General features: G+C 64.5%; 16 protein-coding genes. 6 read left to right on the plus strand and 10 right to left on the minus strand.

Annotated elements, in window-relative coordinates:
- Nucleotides 1–3: 3 nt before the first annotated feature.
- From FJ956_RS04395 to FJ956_RS04410, 4 genes are all read right to left on the minus strand, one after another.
- Entirely contained in the window at nt 4–1,113 is a 1,110-nt protein-coding gene (locus tag FJ956_RS04395; RefSeq protein ID WP_181170112.1) for an ABC transporter ATP-binding protein, read from the minus strand.
- Nucleotides 1,113–2,045: a carbohydrate ABC transporter permease gene (locus FJ956_RS04400; protein WP_140674081.1), complete on the minus strand. Its 933-nt coding sequence runs from the start codon at nt 2,043–2,045 to the stop codon at nt 1,113–1,115. The genes FJ956_RS04395 and FJ956_RS04400 overlap by 1 nt, the downstream gene beginning before the upstream one ends.
- Nucleotides 2,038–2,931 (minus strand): sugar ABC transporter permease, encoded by an 894-nt coding sequence (locus FJ956_RS04405; RefSeq protein WP_140544557.1) that lies wholly within the window; start codon nt 2,929–2,931, stop codon nt 2,038–2,040. The genes FJ956_RS04400 and FJ956_RS04405 overlap by 8 nt, the downstream gene beginning before the upstream one ends.
- An 85-nt stretch (nt 2,932–3,016) precedes the next feature.
- Nucleotides 3,017–4,255 carry an ABC transporter substrate-binding protein gene (locus tag FJ956_RS04410; RefSeq protein ID WP_140674079.1) on the minus strand — a complete coding sequence of 413 codons (1,239 nt, stop codon included), beginning with the start codon at nt 4,253–4,255 and terminating at the stop codon, nt 3,017–3,019.
- 387 nt (nt 4,256–4,642) lie between these two features.
- On the opposite strand from FJ956_RS04410, the gene FJ956_RS04415 reads away from it, so the two are divergent.
- A complete protein-coding gene (locus tag FJ956_RS04415) occupies nt 4,643–5,689 on the plus strand; it encodes a LacI family transcriptional regulator (protein WP_140674077.1) in 1,047 nt (348 codons plus the stop codon).
- Here FJ956_RS04415 and gndA read toward each other — a convergent pair.
- The 6 genes from gndA to FJ956_RS04445 form a co-directional block, all read right to left on the minus strand.
- Nucleotides 5,686–7,176, minus strand: coding sequence for an NADP-dependent phosphogluconate dehydrogenase (gene gndA / locus FJ956_RS04420; RefSeq protein ID WP_281405609.1), 1,491 nt, complete (start codon nt 7,174–7,176; stop codon nt 5,686–5,688). The two genes, FJ956_RS04415 and gndA, sit on opposite strands and share 4 nt — an antisense overlap.
- 59 nt (nt 7,177–7,235) lie before the next feature.
- Nucleotides 7,236–8,864: a copper resistance CopC/CopD family protein gene (locus FJ956_RS04425; protein ID WP_140674073.1), complete on the minus strand. Its 1,629-nt coding sequence runs from the start codon at nt 8,862–8,864 to the stop codon at nt 7,236–7,238.
- A gap of 122 nt (nt 8,865–8,986) precedes the next feature.
- On the minus strand, nt 8,987–9,505 hold the full coding sequence (locus FJ956_RS04430; RefSeq protein WP_140674070.1) for a YcnI family protein: 519 nt from the start codon (nt 9,503–9,505) through the stop codon (nt 8,987–8,989).
- 30 nt (nt 9,506–9,535) lie between these two features.
- Nucleotides 9,536–10,087 (minus strand): copper chaperone PCu(A)C, encoded by a 552-nt coding sequence (locus FJ956_RS04435; RefSeq protein WP_140674068.1) that lies wholly within the window; start codon nt 10,085–10,087, stop codon nt 9,536–9,538.
- A 90-nt stretch (nt 10,088–10,177) separates the two neighbouring features.
- On the minus strand, nt 10,178–10,525 hold the full coding sequence (locus tag FJ956_RS04440; protein WP_140674066.1) for a hypothetical protein: 348 nt from the start codon (nt 10,523–10,525) through the stop codon (nt 10,178–10,180).
- A 230-nt stretch (nt 10,526–10,755) separates the two neighbouring features.
- Nucleotides 10,756–11,658 (minus strand): GntR family transcriptional regulator, encoded by a 903-nt coding sequence (locus FJ956_RS04445; protein ID WP_140674064.1) that lies wholly within the window; start codon nt 11,656–11,658, stop codon nt 10,756–10,758.
- A 255-nt stretch (nt 11,659–11,913) separates the two neighbouring features.
- On the opposite strand from FJ956_RS04445, the gene FJ956_RS04450 reads away from it, so the two are divergent.
- From FJ956_RS04450 to FJ956_RS04470, 5 genes are all read left to right on the plus strand, one after another.
- A complete protein-coding gene (locus tag FJ956_RS04450; RefSeq protein ID WP_140674062.1) occupies nt 11,914–13,419 on the plus strand; it encodes an altronate dehydratase family protein in 1,506 nt (501 codons plus the stop codon).
- Between the two features lie 312 nt (nt 13,420–13,731).
- Nucleotides 13,732–14,727 (plus strand): ABC transporter substrate-binding protein, encoded by a 996-nt coding sequence (locus FJ956_RS04455; protein WP_140674060.1) that lies wholly within the window; start codon nt 13,732–13,734, stop codon nt 14,725–14,727.
- Nucleotides 14,728–14,883: 156 nt separating this feature from the next.
- Nucleotides 14,884–16,437 (plus strand): sugar ABC transporter ATP-binding protein, encoded by a 1,554-nt coding sequence (locus tag FJ956_RS04460; RefSeq protein WP_140674058.1) that lies wholly within the window; start codon nt 14,884–14,886, stop codon nt 16,435–16,437.
- Entirely contained in the window at nt 16,434–17,399 is a 966-nt protein-coding gene (locus FJ956_RS04465; protein ID WP_140674055.1) for an ABC transporter permease, read from the plus strand. The genes FJ956_RS04460 and FJ956_RS04465 overlap by 4 nt, the downstream gene beginning before the upstream one ends.
- 66 nt (nt 17,400–17,465) lie before the next feature.
- On the plus strand, nt 17,466–18,482 hold the full coding sequence (locus tag FJ956_RS04470) for a zinc-binding alcohol dehydrogenase family protein (RefSeq protein WP_140674053.1): 1,017 nt from the start codon (nt 17,466–17,468) through the stop codon (nt 18,480–18,482).
- Nucleotides 18,483–18,532 lie beyond the last annotated feature (50 nt).

Raw genomic sequence — 18,532 nt, forward strand, 5'->3', positions numbered from 1 at the left:
GCGTTAAAGGCGGCTGTCGGTTTGAGCGTCGAAGAGCGAGGCGCGCGCCGGATCGAAGCCGATGCGGATCGCATCGCCGTTGCGCAGCGTCTTGTCGGCTTCGACGCGGAAGGAGATGATCTGGCCGGCGAGCTTCGTCCACACCAGCGTATCGGACCCCATCGGGTCGACGATCTCGACCGTCGATTCGGCGGTAAACGGCATGGCCTTGGCGGCATCGCCGAAGGCGATGTGCTCGGGCCGGATGCCGAACACGCAGGACTTGGCCGTGCGCCCACCATCGCCCTCGAACTGATAGCGGTCGAGGGGCACCGAAACGCCATCGCCCTTGAACGTCGGCGTGGCGCCCGTCTCCAGCTCCCCTTTGAGAAAATTCATTGCCGGCGAGCCTAGGAAACCGGCGACGAAGCGGTTGACCGGACGGTTGTAGATGGTCTGCGGCGCGTCGAGCTGCTGGATCACGCCGCCCTTCATCACCGCGATGCGGTCGGCCAGGGTCATCGCCTCGATCTGGTCGTGGGTGACGTAGATCATCGTGTTCTGCAAGCGGCGGTGCAAAAGCTTGATCTCGACGCGCAGCTCCGAACGCAGCTTGGCGTCGAGATTGGAGAGCGGCTCGTCGAACAGGAAGACGTCGACGTCGCGCACCAGCGCGCGCCCGATCGCGACCCGCTGGCGCTGGCCGCCGGACAGCGCCGAGGGCTTCCTCTGCAGCAGCGGCTCGATCTGCAGGATCTCGGCGGCGCGCGCGATGCGCTTGGCGATCTCGTCCTTCGCCACGCCGGCGACGCGCAGGCCGAAGGAAAGGTTCTTCTCGACCGTCATCTGCGGATAAAGCGCGTAGGACTGGAAGACCATGCCGATGCCGCGGTCCTTCGGCTCCTCCCAGGTGACGTTCTTGCCTTTGATGAAGATACGGCCTTCCGAGATGTCGAGCAGGCCGGCGATGCAGTTGAGCAAGGTGGATTTGCCGCAGCCGGACGGTCCCAGAAGCACGATGAACTCTCCCTCGGCGACGTCGAGATTGAGCGTCTTCAGCACCGACATCACACCGAAATTGAGCGACAGGTCCTGGATCGAAACGCTGGGATTGGCGATTGCCGCTGCCATCATCATCCTTTCACCGCGCCGGCGGCGATGCCGCGCACGAAGAGCTTGCCGGAAATGAAATAGACGATGAGCGGAACCAGCCCGGTCAGGATGGTGGCCGCCATGTTGACGTTGTATTCCTTAACGCCTTGCACCGAATTGACGATATTGTTGAGCTGCACCGTCATCGGATAGGTGTCGGGGCGCGTGTAGACGACGCCGAACAGGAAGTCGTTCCAGATGCCGGTCACCTGCAGGATGATGGCGACGACGAAGATCGGCAGCGACATCGGCAGCATGATGCGCAGATAAATGCCCCAGAAGCCGGCGCCGTCGACGCGCGCCGCGCGGAACAGCTCCTCCGGCATCGACGTGAAATAGTTGCGGAACAAGAGCGTCAGGATCGGCATGCCGAAGATCGAATGCACGATCACCAAGCCGGTCAGCGTGCCGTATATGCCGATCTCGCGCAGGATGATGACGATCGGGTAGATCATCACCTGGTAGGGGATGAAGGCACCGACGATCAGGATGATGAAGAAGGTGTCGGCGCCCTTGAAGCGCCAGTTGGCCAAGGCATAGCCGTTCACCGAGGCGATCGCGATCGACAGCAGCACCGACGGCACGGTGATGCGCACCGAATTCCAGAAGCCGCGCGAGAGCCCGTCGCAGTTGAGGCCGGTGCAGGCGGTCGCCCAGGCTTTCACCCAGGGTTCGAAGGTGATTTCCACCGGCGGCGAGAAGATGTTGCCGAGGCGGATTTCCGGCATGCCCTTCAGCGACGTGACGATCATCACATAAAGCGGCAAAAGGTAATAGAGCGCCACGACGATCAGCGTGCCGTAGAGGAAGATGTTGCGGCGCGAGAGCGCATGCCGCGGCTTCGCTCCGGCGGGCCCGGCTTCGTCGCGCCGAAGGACGACCGCATCGGACGGGGAGGCAGCGACATCAACCACGCCGGCGGCCTCCGAATTCGAGATAGGCCCATGGCACGATGACGATCATCACCGAGAGCAGCATCATGGTCGAGGCGGCGAAACCCTGGCCGAGATTCTGGGCGAAGAACATGTAGTCGTAGACGTATTTTGCCGGCACTTCGGAGGCGATGCCTGGCCCGCCGCTGGTCTGCGCCACGACGAGATCATAGACCTTGACGATGCCGGCGGCGATGATGACCAGCGTGGTGATGAAGACCGGCCGCATCATCGGGATGACGATGAACAGGTAGGTCTTCCACATCGGGATGCCGTCCACCCGCGCCGCCTTCCATATGTCCTCGTCGATGCCGCGCAGGCCGGCAAGCATCAGGCACATGATCAGCCCCGTGCCCTGCCAGAGCGCGGCGATGGAAATGCCGTAGATGACGATGCTGGAATTATAGAGCGGGTCGAAGCTGAAACTCGTCCAGCCGAGGTCGCGCACGACGCGCTGGATGCCGAAATCCGGGTTGAGCAGCCATTGCCAGACCAGCCCGGTGACGATGAAGGAGAGCGCGAAGGGATAGAGGAAGATGGTGCGGAACGTATCCTCGAAGCGGATCTTCTGGTCGAGGAGCGCCGCCAGGACGAAGCCGATCACCAGCGAGAACACCAGCGAGATCACGCCGTAGATCAGGAGGTTCTCGATCGAGATCAGCCAGCGCGGCGTCGCCCACAACCGATGATACTGGTCGAGCCCGACGAAGTTGAGCCGTGGCAGCAGCTTCGAATTGGTGAAGGAGTAGAGTACCGTCCACGCCGTGCCGCCGACGAACACCACAAGCGCGGTGAGCACCATCGGAATCGATGCGATCTTCGCATTGAGGTTACGGAAAAGCTGGTTGGGGCGTTCGCTATTGCTCATCTCGACAGCCGGGCTGGGGCAATGAGGACATCATGCTCCCAACCCCCGATAGGCAGGGGCCGGGAGCTGGCGGGGCGCCGGTAAATCAATCGGCCGAAGCGATGATGGCGGCGAAGCGCTTCTGCGCTTCTTCGACTGTCATGTCCGGCTTGGCGAAGAACTCGGAGAACAGGTCCTCCTTCTGCTTCTGGCTGTCCTGCGAAAGCAGTTGGTCCGTCCACGGCATGACGGCGCCCTTGGCGAGGATGGCGAGGCCCTTCTTCATGCAGTCGTTCGCCGCGTTGAGGTCGACGTCGCCACGCACCGGCAGCGAACCCTTCTTGAGGTTGAAGGCGACCTGGGTCTTCGGATCGAGCAAGGTCTCGGCGAGCACCGCCTGCGCCTTCGTCTTTGCCTCGTCCTTGAGCAGCGGGAAGTAGAAGGCGTCGCCGCCGGTGGCGATGACTTCGTTCAGGCCAAGGCCGGGCAGGCAGGTATAGTCCTTGCCGGCGGTCTTGCCGGCGACCTGGAACTCGCCCTGCGCCCAGTCGCCCATGATCTGGCCGGCGGCCTTGCCGGTGATGACCAAGTTGGTGGCCTGGTTCCAGTCCTGCACATTGGTGTTCTTGGCCATCTTGCGGGCATCGTCCGCCGCCTTGAACACCTTGGCGATCTCCGGGCCGGCCGCGAAGGTGGCGTCCTTGTCCTTGTAGACCTTGAGGAACGTGTCGGTGCCCCCGGTCGCGGCCATCAGCACGTCGAAGGCGCCCGAGGCCTGCCAGGCCTGTCCGCCGACCGCGAGCGGAATGATGCCGGCTTTTTCCAGCGCCGGCGCGTCCGCCACGAATTCATTCCAGTCCTTCGGCACCGGCAGGCCGGCCTTCTGGAAGGCCTCGTTGGACAGCCACAGCCACTGCCAGGAATGGATGTTGACCGGCACGCAGTATATCTTGCCGTCGATGGTGCAGCTATCGAGCAGGCTCTTCGGCCGCACGATTTCCGTCCACTTGTCCTTGGTGGCGATATCGGTGAGGTCGCGCATCAGCCCGGCCTGCACCAGCTCCTCCGCCTGGCGGCCGTGGTTGAACTGGGTGGCGCCCATCGGGTCGCCGCCGGTGATGCGGCTGATCATGATCGGCCGCGCTGTGCCGCCGGAGCCTGCAATGGCGCCGTCGACCCAGTGATTGCCTGTCGCGTCGAACGCCTTGGCAAGCTCGGCCACCGCCGCCGCCTCGCCGCCGGAAGTCCACCAGTGAGTGACTTCCAGGTCGGTCGCGGCCGCTGGACCGGCGAAGTTGAGCGCAACCGTCGCGGCAAAGGCGGCAGTCAGGAATTTGTATCGCATTTCGGCTTCCTCCCAGAATCTGAAACGTTACAGATTTTCGATACGGCAAATGATCCGCCTAGGCAACCCCTCGCCTTGAAGCCAATCAAGATTTTTTCGAAGCGCGAACAAAATCTTTCTTCTGAGGCGGCAACGCCGGCGCCGGAACAGTCGATTGGTGCCAAAAGCAGGCCTGGACCGATATTTCTTTGTGATTCCAGCGACTTTCGGTTCATTGCCGCACCCGAGATGCAAGGGGCGCGGCCTTGCCGGTCGATCACGAAGATTGGCAATCTGTAACGTTTCAGTATATTGAACCGGGCCGCAGGGCTGAAGGTCGCGCAAATGTCACCGCCGCACGATTGCCGGTCGGCCCCGCGGCTGCTATGCGCCTGACGGGCGGGACGAATGGATAGACGGGTAACCAAGAAGGGCGACGACGGCACGTCGGGCAAGGAACGGCCGACGCTGAAGACGCTTGCCTTCATGACCGGGCTTGGCGTCACGACCGTCTCGCGCGCGCTGAAGGATGCGCCCGAGATCGGCGCCGAGACCAGGCGCCGTGTCCAGTTGGTGGCCAAACAGATCGGCTACCGCCCGAACCGAGCCGGCGTCCGCTTGAGGACCGGCAAGACCAACGTCATCTCGCTTGTGCTAAACACCGAGCACGAGTTGATGAGCTTCGTCTCCGACATCATCTACGGCGTCACCGAGGTGATCGCCGACACGCCCTACCACCTGATCGTCACGCCCTATTCGCGCTCGCAGGATCCGCTGGATCCCGTGCGCTATCTGGTCGAGACGGGCTCGGCCGACGGCGTCATCATCTCGCGCACCCAGCCCAGCGATCCGCGGGCGCGCTACATGCTGGAGCGCGGCATTCCCTTCGCCACGCATGGCCGCACCGACATGGGCCTGGTGCATCCCTATCACGACTTCGACAATTACGCCTTTGCCGGCGAAGCCGTCCGCTACCTCGCCGGCCGGGGCCGCAACCGACTTGCCCTGGTGACGCCGCCGGTTGGCCTCACCTATCACGGCCATACGGTCGCCGGCTTTGCCGATGCGCTGAGCGAGGTGGGTGCCAGCGAGGTGCCGTTCAACACCGTCTCCATCGATCAGTCGATCGAGCAGATCAGGATGCGCACAGCGCAATTGATGCGGCGCAAGGACCGGCCGGACGGTTTCGTCAGCAGCGCCGCCGCAGCGACGCTCGCCATCGTGGCCGGCATCGAGGACGCCGGGCTGAAGCTCGGCCGCGACGTCGACGTGGTGTCGAAACAGTCGTCGGAACTGCTGCATCTGTTCAGGCGCGAACTGCTCGTCGTCAACGAGAATTTCAGGCTGGCCGGCTCCGAGCTCGCCCGCGCGGTGCTCGGCTGGATCGGCGGCGCCGACCCAGGCACGCTGCAGTCGCTCAGCACGCCGAGCGAGGTTCTGCCCTATCGGGGTTAATGCCCCGCCCCGCTGCCCCACGGGCCATGAAACGCCCCCTGCTCGCCAATGCGCTCAAACCCGTGCGCGCCGAAGAAGTCGCGCTGCGCCTGGATCAGGTTCGACGTGCCGCGGCCCTGGCGGTAGCTGTCGAAATAGGCGAGCGCCGACGACAGCGCGGGAACCGGCGTGCCGGCCTCGGAAGCGCGCGCCACGACGCGCCTGAGCGACGGATGCGCCTCCTTCATCAAGGCGATGAAGGCCGGCGCCATCAGCAGGTTGGTCGAAGCGCTGCCTGAACCGAACGCCTCGGCCATCGTGTCCAGCATCTGCGAGCGGATGATGCAGCCGGCGCGCCAGATCTTGGCGATGGTCGGCATCGGCAGGTTCCAGTTGAATTCCTTCGAGGCGCCGCTCATCACCGCGAAACCCTGCGCGTAAGCCGCGATCTTGCCGGCGAACAACGCCAGCTCGAGATCCTTCAAGAGGGTCGCCTTGTCGCCGGCAATCTTCTCGACACCGATATTGCCATAGGCCTTTTCCGCCGCCTGCCGCTCGTCCTTGATCGACGACAGCACGCGCGCCGCGACCGCCGCCTCGATCGCAGTCGCCGGAATGCCGAGTTGCTGCGCCTCGATCACCGACCATTTGCCGGTGCCCTTCTGTCCGGCGCGATCGAGGATTATGTCGACCACCGGCTTGCCGGTCTTGGGATCGTCGGCGGCCAGCACCTTGGCGGTGATCTCGATCAGGTAGGAGTTGAGCCGGCCCTTGTTCCAGCCGTCGAAGACCTTGCCGATCTCCTTGGGCGCCATGCCGAGCCCGTCGCGCAATATGCCGTAGATCTCGGCGATCATCTGCATGTCGGCATATTCGATGCCGTTGTGGATGGTCTTGACGAAATGGCCGGCGCCGTCGGTGCCGAGCCAGGCGGCGCAGGGCTCGTCCTTGAACTTGGCGGAGATCGCCGTCAGCACCTTCTCGACGCGCTTCCAGGACTCCTCTGTGCCGCCGACCATGATCGACGGCCCGTGGCGCGCGCCCTCCTCGCCGCCCGAAACGCCCATACCGATGAAGGTCAGGCCCGAGCCGGACAGCTCCGAGAAGCGGCGCATCGTGTCGCGGAAATTGGCATTGCCGGCATCGATGACGATGTCGTTGTCGGAGAGCACGCCGCGCAATGCCGCGATCTGCTCGTCGACCGGCTTGCCGGCCAGCACCATGATGATGATCGGGCGCGGCGGCCGGATGGCGGCGGCGAGTTCCTCCAGGCTGTAGCATGGCACCACCCTGTCCCTGAGAGCGCCGGCGCTTTCGAGGAATGCGTCGGTGCGCGCGCTTGTGCGGTTGAAGACGGCGATGCGGTGCCCGTGCTCGGCGATGTTGAACGCCAGGTTGGAGCCCATCGTGCCAAGGCCGATCAGGCCGATTTCGGCTTTTTCCATCGTTTCTTCCCTGCGTTTGGATGCTTGTTGTGGGCTGCGTCCTGGAGAACGCCTTTCCCAGATGAATGACGGGCCTTGGCGGCGGCGTCAACCGTCTCACCGAATTGTGTCGGTGGGTTGGGTTATTGCGCCCTGATCTCTATGGGAGCCTCGATCTTCACCACCTCGAAGTCCGAGACGAGGATGTCGAGCCGCGCATTCCAGCGGCCGGGCAGCGGGATGACGAGATTGTCGACGCGCCATGTTCCGTCGCCCGGTTTGGTCGCCGGTCGCTTGATCGGCTCGATGCCGGAATCCGGCTTCGACAGCACCAGCGTCACCGCCTTAGCGTCGAGTGGTCCGAAATCGCCGGTCATGATCATCATCGAAGCGGCGACCTCGCCGGCATGGCCCGGCGTGATGCTGAGATCGGCCATCGCCTTCAGCGCGTGGATGTGGATCGACACCGGCTGCGCGGCGGCGATCGCCAGCGCGCGCGGCGGCGGGGTGAAGCGCCAGCCGGCGGCGACGCCGAAGATCGCAAGCACGATGACCACCTCGATGCGGATGGAGCGCGCCAGCCGCCGCTGCACCTCGGTGTCGCCGGCCTCCGCGGGCGCCGTCAGCGTCCAGCGGTTGACCGCGGCAAGCGTGAACAGGAAGAGCAGCAGAGCCAGCTTCAAGAGCAGCAGCCGGCCATAGGACGTGTCGATCAACGCCGCCGGCTGCTGCACCTGGATGATCGCCAGCACGATCCCGCTTGCGGCAAGCAGGATGACGACCGGCAGGATCGCGCGGGAGAAGCGACGCAGAAAGGCTTTTGCTTCCGCCGGCTCCCGCCGCAATGCCAGGCCAAGCGGAGCTAGCGAACCGGCCCAGAAGGCAATCGCAGTGCCATGCAGGAACACCAGCGGCCGCGTCAGCCATTGCGGTTCGGCCGCACTTGCGTGGCCGCTTGCGGCAAGAGCGCCGCCGACGCAAAGCAGTGCCACGCCTGCCGACAGCTTGCGAAGGCCGGGCGGTCCGGCAAGCGAAACCAGTGCGAGGCCAAGCGCGATCAGGCCGATCAGCACCGTCCAGACATAGCTCGTCTCCAGCGCGGTCTTCCAGACGGCCGGTGTCGCAAACCGGGCGAGCGGGGCGCCAAGCCCATCCAATCCCTGCAGGCCGAGCGACAACGGCGCGCCGACCAGGCCGAAAAGCAGTGCCGCGGCGACGAAGCGCTGGCCGCGGCGCCGGTCCCCGGCCAGCCAGGCGAGCGCGAACGCGCCGCCGACGCCGAGGAAGAGCCCGGCATAGAGAAACAGCCTCGCCGCCCAGATCGCCGCGCGCAGCGTCCAGTCGACGGCTTCGCCCGCCACAGGCGCGGCGCTTGGCGCGCCTACGGAAAACAGCGCCGAGCCACCGACAGGATGACCATCCACCGACACCACCCGCCAACTCAGCACATGCGTGCCGGATCTGAGCGTTTCGGGATTGTCGATCTCGACCGTCTGGTCGTTGAGACGGAAGGATGTAAGCGCAAGCTGCGAGCCGTCCGGCCGCACGAGCGTCAGGACCAGTGGCGAGACGGGCTCGCTGAAGGTCAGCGAAAATCGCGCCGGGCTTTGCGTCAGCACGGCGCCGTCAGCCGGGTCGGTCGCGACCAGCGCCGCATGCGCGAAAGCGCGGCCGGGCACGGCCAACACCGCCATCGCCATGAGCGCCGCGACCAGCCAGGTAAGCGGGCCGGTATGCATGCGGATCGTCGAGGAAGCCTGTGCTGCGTTCATGCCGTCTTACAGGAAATGGTGGCCAGGAAATGGTGGCCAGGAAATGGTGGCCAGGAAATGGTGGCCAGGAAATGGTGGCCAGGAAATGGTGGCGCGCCCCGATGGGGCGCGCCAACGAAAGATCATTTCTTCGGCAGCAATTTGATGCCGGGCGCCGGAGTTTCCAAGGCGTCCTCATCCTGGCCCGCCGCGGGGATCTCGATCCAGCGGTCGGTGGCGTCGCCGCATTCCTGCACCACCGGGAAATAGAGCATCTGGCCGGCCGGCAGGTCGGCCGCCAGCGAGGCGCGGAAAACGAACTCGTCATAGAACTCGTCGGGCAAATTGCCGCCGCTCCAGTCCACTTCCTTGACGCCGGCGGTCAGCGTCTCGCCATAGAGCTGGTAAGATTTCTCGTACTTGCCCTTCTTGGTCTGCAGCGTCCAGCCGGGCTTGGGCATCGGCTTCACCGAAATCACGCCCTCGGGGATCTGCACGCGCACGGCCGTCGTCGCCTTGCCCTCGCAGCCATGCGGCACGCGAAGGACCGCCTTGTAGGTGGAGCCGACAGCCGCTTCCTGCGTTTCGAGCGTGATGTGGGCGAGCGCGGCATTGGTCCCGAGCGCGCAAAGCACGCCCGCCGCCAAAAGATACTTTCTCATGAATTGTCCCTCTGATTTCGAATTGGCGGATTACTCGGCGTGGTCCATGTCCATATCGCCGCTGCCCGTCTCGCCCATGCCTTCGACGGCGAACTCGACGGTGACGCTGCCGGCCTTCTCGAAGGTCAGCGTCGCCGGGAATTTCTCGCCCTGCTTCGGCTGCCGCTTCAGGCCGGTGAACATCAGGTGATAGGCGGCCGGCTTCAGCGCGACCTTGCCGCCGGCCGGGATCTCCAGCCCGCCCTCGACCGGCCGCATGGTCATGACGCCGTCCTTGACGCCCATCTCATGCAGCTCGGCCTTGTCGGAGATGTCGGAGGAGATCGACAGCAGCCGGTCCGACGCGCTGCCCTTGTTGATCACGGTGAAATAACCGCCGGCCACCTTGGCGCCAGGTGGCGTCGCCCGCGACCAGGGATGCTCGATCTCGAGATCGCCGACCTTGAACTCATGCGCCAAGGCGGCGGGAATGCAGGCCAGAAGAAGAAGGGCAAGCACGGCAAGGCCGATGCGCAGCTGGAGGTAGAACGGCGGCGCGCGGCGAAGGGCATAGGTCCGAGCCCTGGGAAGAAGATTGGACATGGTTGCTCCATGAATGTGAGGATCGCGCCGCTTCGCGGCCGCGAACAGTCTGATCATTGGATGAATAGGCCCGCGAAAAGGTTCCGCGGATCAGACCATTGCCGGCGGCGCGCGCGGATTGGCCGGAGAGCGGTCGCGCGCGAAATCCTGGTGCCGGAAGGCCGGAAGCTGGAAGGCGACCGCCTCGAAAAGCTGGGTCCTGGCCAGCGCGCCTGCTTCCGGCGGCGGCAGATGCGCCGGCGAAACCATGCTGCAGCCGAGCGAGCAGCAGGCCGGCATATGCCGCTGGTGTGGATCGCCGCCGGGGAGCTTTACCGCGCCTTCATGCGTGCAGATGACGTTGCCGAAGGCGTCGAGCTGCGAAGGCGCGCCGAACGCGAAAGCGCCGAGAGAGGACTGAAGCAATAGAAGCAGCGCCGCGACGAACGCGGCCGGCATGCTCCATCGTCTCAGCCGGATATTCAACGGAAAGCCTCTCCCGGAAACTTGATCGACTCTAGAGCAATTCCAGGAAAAGTGTGAAACGGTTGGGTTCGGCGACTTCGCCGTAGCCTTCCGGAATTGCGCCCAAAAGGGAATAACACGGACGATGCGGCCGGAAAATCGGCAAAACCGCGCTGCGGCAACGCGGCGCGATACCGGTCAAACGCGCCCTGACAGATACGCCTTCAGGCGGGTTGCGCCTGCCGCCCTTCGGGAATGGAGGTCAGCAGCGTCTGGCGCGCCGACTTCAGGTGCTTGCGGCAGGCGGCGTCCACCTTGCCGGGATCGCGCGATTTCAGCGCCGCTATATAGGCGAGATGCTCCTGGACCGCGACCTCGTTGCGCTGGCGCTCCTCGGCCTTGTTCCACTGATAGTGGTAGTGGAAGATCATCGCGATCACGTCGTAGAAGTCGACGATGAAGCGGTTGTGCGAGGCGCGGTGGATCAGCCGGTGGAAGCGCTCGTCAAGCTCGGAGAATTCGTTGAAGCGCGTGGCGATCTCGCTGGCGAGCTGGCGGTGCTGGATCTCCAGCATGTCGAGGTCCACCCAGACCGCGCTGTCTTCCGGAAGCGCGGCGAAAGCCGCCGCCGAGCGCAGCTCGAACATCTCGCGGATCTCGGTCAGCTCCAGCGCGAAGGCGCGCGTGAAACCCTTCAGCACCCAGTGGCTGTTGCGCCGCTTCTCGATCAGCCCGAAACGCGAGAAGCGGATCAGGAATTCGCGCACGCTGGTGGTGCCGACGCCGATCTCGCGCGCCAGCTCCAGCTCGTTGATCTGCATGCCTGCTTCCGCGCCTTCCGCAAGCAGACGCCGCATGAAGGAGCGCTCGATGATCTCGGCGAGCGAATCGGTCTCTTCCTCGGGGAAGAAATCCTCCGGCCGCGGCGCCCTGAGCACCGTCTTGTTGCGCTTGTTCCAGTCGATCAGCCCGGTTTCTTCCATGCGCGCAAGGATGCTGCGCACCGTGGTGCGGCTGACGCCAAGCAGTGTGCCGAGCTCCGGTTCCGATGGCAGGCTCTTGGTCTCGTCGAGCAGCCTGAGGCAGCGGTTGAAGGCGTCCTTGTAGACATTGTTGCTCTTCGACATGCCCCGTATCCCCCAACGCTTGCCGCGGCCTGCCGGAAGCGCGATATGATCGGTGTTCCTAGAGCAAGCTTCCGAAAAGCGGAACGCCTTTCGCCGGCTTGCCAGAAGGACAATCATGCACGTCCCAGCGACGCGCATTGCCCACGACGAAAAAACAATTGACGCAAAATTGTTTTTTCCCGATAAAAGACATTACCTTTAAACGGGCGCAAGTCAATCCGCCCGCATTCCCAGGATCACCCAGGACAGCCGCCCGTGACCATTGCAAACACCATCCTTCTCTCGCCTTCCGATAATGTCGCCGTCGCCAACGGACGCATCGAAATCGGAACGCCATTGCCGGGCGGCGCCGCCGCGACCGCCGTGATCGAGCCTGGCCACAAGGTGGCGATCAAGTCGATCGCCGCGGGCGAAGCGGTGGTGAAATACGCGCAGGCGATCGGCCGCGCCACGCAAGCCATCACGGCTGGCGAGCATGTCCATTCGCACAATCTGGTCTTCGAGAGCGGCCGCTTGCCGGTGGTGCCGCCGAGCGAGGCCGAGCACGCCACCGAGGCCGACCGCAAGCGCACCTTCATGGGCTACCGCCGCGCCGACGGGCGCTCCGGCACGCGCAACTTCATCGGCATCATCGCCAGCGTCAATTGCTCGTCGACCGTCTGCCACGCCATTGCGGACGAAGCCAACCGCACGCTTCTGCCGAAATATCCCGGCATCGACGGCTTCGTGCCGATCGTTCACGGCCAGGGCTGCGGCATGAGCGCCACCGGCGACGGCATGATGGTCCTGCACCGCACTTTAGCCGGCTATGCCCGCCACCCGAATTTCGGCGGCATCCTGATGGTGGGGCTAGGCTGCGAGGTCAACCAGCTCACGCTTTACGGCCAGAAGGGCGCGGCCGCCGGAAAACGCCATTTCAACATCCAGGAAGCCGGCGGCTCGCGCAAATCGGTCGAGCGCGCGATGGGCGTGCTGGCCGAGATCGCCGATGAGGTCGGCCACTTGCAGCGCGAGCCGATCCCGGTCTCGGAGATCGTCGTCGGCCTGCAATGCGGTGGCTCGGACGGCATGTCCGGCATCACGGCAAATCCGGCATTGGGTGCCGCTGTCGATATCCTGGCCGGCTGCGGCGGCGTCGGCATCCTGTCGGAGACGACAGAAATCTACGGCGCCGAGCATCTGCTGGCCTACCGCGCCGCCTCTCCCGAGATCGCCGCCAAGCTCGACGGCTTTGTGAAATGGTGGGAGGACCATACCGCCAAGCACGGTGCCTCGATCGACAACAACCCCTCGCCCGGCAACAAGCGCGGCGGCCTGACCACGATCCTCGAGAAATCGCTGGGCGCCGTCGCCAAGGGCGGCCAGACGCCGCTCAACGGCGTCTTCGGCTATGCCGAGAAGGTGTCGGGCAGCGGCCTGGTGTTCATGGATACGCCCGGCTACGACCCGGTCTCGGCCACCGGGCAGGTGGCCGGCGGCGCCAATGTCATCGTCTTCACCACCGGCCGCGGCTCCTGCTTCGGCTGCCGGCCGACGCCGTCGATCAAGGTCGCCACCAATTCGACCATGTATCACCAGATGGAAGAGGACATGGACGTCAATTGCGGCGTCATCGCCTCGGGCGAGAAGACCATCGCCGGCATGGGCCGCGAGCTCTTCGAGCTGATCATCGAAACGGCGTCCGGCCGCAAGACCAAGAGCGAGGCGTTCGGCTACGGCGACAACGAATTCGTGCCCTGGCACCTCGGCGCGACGCTTTAGTCGCGGGCCATTGTCGTGGAGGAAGCGCTGCCAGAAAGGAAGTTGCCTTCACAATCGCGCGACCCTGAGATGGAATGAATATTCCACGTTGACAGTATCGTGAAATTATCGTTCCGTATCGACAAGAAGGAGCGGACGCGCCATGTCCTGCCAGGGAGAGCTGGCAGAGCCACCAGACGCCGCTTGCATCGACCATGGCGATGCATTATCAAAAAAAGGCATCTGTTTTTTATTGATAAAGTTCTGTTCGGGCCGCGCCTATCCAGACGGAGCTTCCGCAACCTTCACCAGGCGACCTTAGGGAGGAACCTAATGAAATTCGTGACCAGCCTTCTCAACCGCCGTGCCTTCGTGGCCTTGGCCGCTGCTTCCATGCTTGCCGGCGCGATGCATTCCGCGCCCGCCTCGGCCGCCGACGTGACCATTCCGATCATCGTCAAGGACACCACGTCCTTCTACTGGCAGATCGTGCTGGCCGGCGCCCGCAAGGCCGGCAAGGATCTCGGCGTCAACGTGCCGGAGCTCGGCGCCCAGGCCGAAACCGACGTCAACGGCCAGATCTCGATTCTCGAAAACGCGGTTGCCAGCAGCCCTGCCGCGATCGTCATCTCGCCGACCGAGTTCAAGGCGCTCGGCAAGCCGATCGACGAGGCGGCCTCCAAGGTCAAGGTCATCGGCATCGACTCCGGCGCCGACTCCAAGGCCTTCACCTCCTTCCTCACCACCGATAACGTCCAGGGCGGCCGCGTCGCCGCCGACGGCCTCGCCGCCGCCATCGGCGCCGCCAATGGCGGCAAGGTGGAAGGCAAGGTCGCCCTGATCACGGCGCTTCCCGGCGCCGGCTCGCTCGAGCAGCGCAAGCAAGGCTTCATCGAACAGATCAAGGCCAAGTATCCGGGCCTCGAGTTGGTCGCCGACAAATATGCCGACGGCCAGGCCACCACGGGCCTCAACATCGCGACCGACCTGATCACCGCCAACCCGGACCTCAAGGGCATCTTCGCCTCGAACCTGATCATGGCGCAGGGCGTCGGCCAGGCGATCGCCGAGAACAGCCTCGGCGGCAAGATGGCGCTGATCGGTTTCGACAGCGACGAGAAGCTGATCAAGTTCTTGAACGACGGCGTCATCTCCGGCCTCGTCGTCCAGGATCCGTACCGGATGGGCTATGACGGCATCAAGACCGCCTTGGCCGCCTCCAAGGGCGAGAAGGTCGAGGCCAATGTCGACACCGGCGCGAACCTCGTCACCAAGGACAACATGAAGGATCCGAAGATCGACGCGCTGCTCAATCCGAAGCTCAACTGAGCAGCGTCGCGACAGTCGTTTCCGGGGCCTCGCGCCCCGGAAACATCCATCAGGCGATTTGGAAATTCGCCGGCCTGATTTAGGCTCCGCCTTCAAGATGCGCGCCGGACGCATCGCCGCGTACCCAATGGTTGAGACCAATCTGGGAGGATTGTCATGACGTCGACGGCGCAGGAACTGCATCCGGCCCCCACGCTGGAACCGGGCAGGACGATCCTCGAGCTCAACGGCCTGGAAAAGCGCTACCCCGGCACGCATGCGCTGAAGCCGGTGCACCTTGCCTTCAAGGCGGGCGAGATCCACGCCATCGTCGGCGAGAACGGCGCCGGCAAGTCCACCCTCATCAAGCTTCTCACCGGCGTCATGCCGCGCACTTCCGGCGAGGTGATCTGGGAAGGCAAAACCGAGGCGCTCGCCACACCGTACGAGGCGATGGCGCTCGGCATCAACGCCGTCCACCAGGAGGTGGTGCTGTGCCGCCATCTCACCGTCGCCGCCAACATGTTCCTCGGCGAGGAGGAGTCCCGCTTCGGCCTGCTGCAGCAGCGCGCCATGGTGAAGGAAGCGCAGAAGATCATCGACGGGCTGGGCTTCGACCTGCCGGCGCATGTGGTTCTCGGCGACCTCACCATCGGCCAGCAGCAGTTGATCGCCGCTGCCCGCGCCACCGTGCGCGGCACGAAATTCCTGATCTTCGACGAGCCGACCGCCTACCTCACCCGCAAGGAGGCCGACCAGCTCTTCAAGCTGATCCGCCGCCTGAAGGGCGAAGGCGTCACCATCATCTATATCAGCCACCGCATGGAGGAAGTGTTCGAGCTCGCCGACCGCGTTTCTGTGCTGCGCGACGGCACTTTGGTCGGCACGCGCAACATCGCCGAGACCGACGAGGCCGAGCTGGTCAAGCTGATGATCAACCGCTCGATCGAGCAGATCTACCACAAGGAGCATTTCACCCCTGGCGCCACCATCGTCGAGACGAAGAACCTCTCGGGCAAAGGCTTCGAGAATGTCTCGGTGACCGTCCGCGCCGGCGAGATCGTCGGCCTCTACGGCCTGATCGGCGCCGGCCGTAGCGAGTTCGTCACCACGCTTTACGGCCGCCACAGAAAATCTGCGGGCCAGATCCTGTGGCAAGGCAAGGAGGTCCAGGTCAACTCCGAGCACGACGCGATCCGGCTCGGCATGGCGCTGGCCCCGGAAAGCCGCCGCGACCAGGGCCTGTGCCTCAATTTGCCCGTCGGCACGAACCTCAACCTGCCGATCTACAAGCGCATCTCCAGCAACCTTTTGATTTCCGGCGCCAAGGAGAAGGCCGAGGCCGACCGCCAGATCGCCGACCTGCGCATCAAGACGCCGACGCGCCATGCGCTGGCTTCAAGCCTGTCGGGCGGCAACCAGCAGAAGATCGTCATCGGCAAATGGCTGGCGCATGGCGCCAAGCTGTTCATCTTCGACGAGCCGACGGTGGGCGTCGATGTCGGCACCAAGGCCGAGATCTACCGCCTGTTCTCGACGCTCTTGTCCAAGGGCGCCGGCATCATCCTGATCTCGTCCTACCTGCCGGAAGTCTACGAGCTTGCCGACACGCTGCATGTGTTCCGGCGCGGCAAGCTGGTCGCCACGCACGGTTTCCGGACCGCGAGCCACGAGGACATTTTGGGTCAGGCACTGGCCGAGAAACAAGAAAAGTCGGGAGGACAGATATGAGCACCGAGGCGATCCCCGCCGAACGATCCAAGCGCAATTTCAACGCCCTGTTCGGCCTGACGCTGCTTGGCCTTCTCCTCCTGATGTGGATCGTGCTGGCTGTCGCCACGCCGTCCTTCGCCACGACCCTCAACATCACCAATCTTCTGCGCCAGGGCTCGCTGATCGCCATTCTGGCCGTCGGCCAGACCTTCGTCATCATCACCGGCGGCATCGACCTGTCCGTCGGCGCGGTGGTCGGTTTCACCACGGTCATCGTCGCGCTGTTGATCAATGCCGGCTGGCCGATCTGGGCGGCGGTGCTGGCGACCTTGCTGGTCGGTGTCGCCATCGGCCTCTTCCACGGCTTCGGCATCGTCAAGATGGGCCTGCCGCCCTTCATCATCACCTTGGCCACCATGACCTCGCTGCGCGGCATCGGCCTTCTGATGACCAACGGCAACTCGATCTCCATCAACAGCGACCCGTTCCAGGCGTTTTCGCGCGGCTCGCTGCTCGGCATCCCCTATCTATTCTGGATGGTGATCCTGGTCGCCATCCCGTCCTACATCTTCCTGCACCACACACGCTGGGGCCGTTACCTGTTCTCGGTCGGCTCCAATGCGGAGGCCGCGCGCCTGTCGGGCGTCAACGTGCCGCGTACCATCTTCATGGCCTACATCCTGTCCGGTCTGCTCGCCGCCATCGTCGGCGTGCTGCTGGCCTCGCGCATCGGCATCGGCAACCCGACACAGGGCGACACCTATGAGCTTCAGGCCATCGCCTCGTCGGTGATCGGCGGCACCTCGCTGTTCGGCGCCATCGGCTCCGTGCATGGGCCGCTGATCGGCTCCTTCATCCTTTCGACGATCAACAACGGCGCCAACCTGCTCAACGTCAACACCTTCTGGCAGCGCGTCATCACCGGCCTGCTGATCATCGTCATCGTCTACTTCGACGGCCTGCGCCGTCGCGGCAAATGAACGCTCCCTGAACCTTCCGCGCCGGCCCGCTCAAGCGAGGCCGGCGCTTTTTGCCTTGGATTGCCCATGAAAGCCGTTGTCTGCCGCTCGCCCGGCGAGCTTGTCCTCGAAGACCGCGCCGGGCCCGGCGCACCGCCGCCCGGCTGGGCGCGCGTCGCGGTCAGCCATGTCGGCATCTGCGGCACCGACTACCACATCTTCGAAGGCAAGCACCCATTTCTAGCCTATCCGCGCATCATGGGCCATGAGGTCGCCGGCACGATCGTCGAGAAGGGCGAAGGCGTCGAGATCAGCGTCGGCGAGCCGGTCGTCATCAACCCCTATCTTTCATGCGGCAAATGCATTGCCTGCCGGCGCGGCAAGCCGAACTGCTGCGTGAAGATCGAGGTGCTGGGCGTCCACCGCGACGGCGCCATGTGCGACGAGATCCTGGTGCCGGCGCAGAACCTCTACCCGGCGAACGGCCTGTCGCTGGCCGACGCCGCGGCGGTCGAATTCCTGGCCATCGGCGCGCATGCGGTGCGCCGATCGCTCGGGCTGCCCGGCCAGCGCACGCTGGTCGTCGGCGCCGGACCGATCGGCCTCGGCACGGCGATCTTCGCGCGCATCGCCGGGCTGGATGTCAGCCTGCTCGACATGAGCGCCGAACGTCTCGGCTTCGCCGAAAAGGAGCTCGGCTTTGCCCCGCTGGACAGTTCGAAGGCAGCGGCTGCCGACCTGGTCCGACAGGCGACCGGCGGCGAAGGATTCGACCTCGTGTTCGACGCGACCGGCAACACCCAATCCGTGCAGTCGGCCTTCGCCCATGTCGCGCATGGCGGCACGCTGGTGCTGGTCAGCGTCGTCAAGGACGACATCACCTTCTCCGACCCCGAATTCCACAAGCGCGAGATGATGCTGATCGGCAGCCGCAACGCGCTGAAGGCCGATTTCGACCATGTCGCAGATTCGATTCGCAACGGCGCCGTGCCGTTGAACAAGCTCGTGACCCATCGAACCACGCTTGCCGAGACGCCGCGCGACCTTGCCAGGTGGGCTCATGAGAAGTCGGGGCTGATCAAGGCGGTCATCGAGGTCGGGTGAGCTATCGATTCGGTGCCTGACGGGTGCTGGATTTGGCAGAGTGCGCGCCT

It is taken from the genome of Mesorhizobium sp. B2-4-3, from assembly GCF_006442815.1.
Classification (GTDB): Bacteria; Pseudomonadota; Alphaproteobacteria; order Rhizobiales; family Rhizobiaceae; genus Mesorhizobium.